Below are 767 nucleotides of genomic sequence, written 5' to 3'. Positions count from 1 at the left end.
AGCTTGCCGATGGTGGTGGTCTTGCCGGTGCCGTTGACGCCGACCACCAGGATGACATGCGGCTTGTGGCTGAGGTCGAGCTCCAGCGGTTTTGCCACCGGCGTCAGTACCTTCTCCACCTCCGCCGCCATCACGGCGCGGACCTCGGAGTCGGAGACGTCGCGGCCATAGCGGCTGGAAGCGAGCGAGTCCGTGACGCGCAGCGCCGTCTCCACGCCAAGATCGGCGCGGATCAGCACGTCCTCCAGGTCCTGCAGCGTGTCCTCGTCCAGCTTTCGCTTGGTGAAGACGCCGGCAATGTTGCCGGTGAGCTCGCGCGACGAGCGGGCCAGCCCGTCGCGCATACGCTGGAACCAGGAACGTCGCGGCGCCGGCTCCGGCGCCTTCACCGGCTCGGCCTTCTGCTCGACCTTTTTTGAGACCGTCACCTTGCCGGCGGCGGGGGCGGGCTGCGCAACGGCGCCCACGTCGGCGCTGTCACTCCGCCCCGCCACTTCGTGGCGACGCTCCCCATCGAGCGGAGGGTGGGGCGTCGGCGCGGCTTCAGGCTCTGGCGCGATCTCGGCATGGATCGGCTGCGGCTCCACGGGCGCAGGCTGGCGAAGGGGAGGCAAGGCTTCCGCAGGCGGGATTTCGGGCGCAGGCGTCTCGGCTGGAATCTCGCTGGGCGGCGTCGGCACCTCGACCGGCGTCGGCTCAGGCTGCGGTTCCGGACGCGAAGGCTCGGTATCCGGCTGAGCCGGCGCAGGTGCGGGCACCTCCTGCGG

Annotated in this window: 1 protein-coding gene; it reads right to left on the bottom strand. The window is 70.7% G+C overall.

The genetic code is table 11. The features are described 5' to 3' along the window. On the bottom strand, nt 1–767 hold a 767-nt coding region (locus EOD07_RS38965; protein ID WP_245470636.1), incomplete at both ends, for a signal recognition particle receptor subunit alpha.

The organism is Mesorhizobium sp. M2C.T.Ca.TU.002.02.1.1 (genome assembly GCF_003997225.1).
Note: the sequence above shows the minus strand (reverse complement) of the source record. Positions and strands in the feature narration are given on the sequence as shown.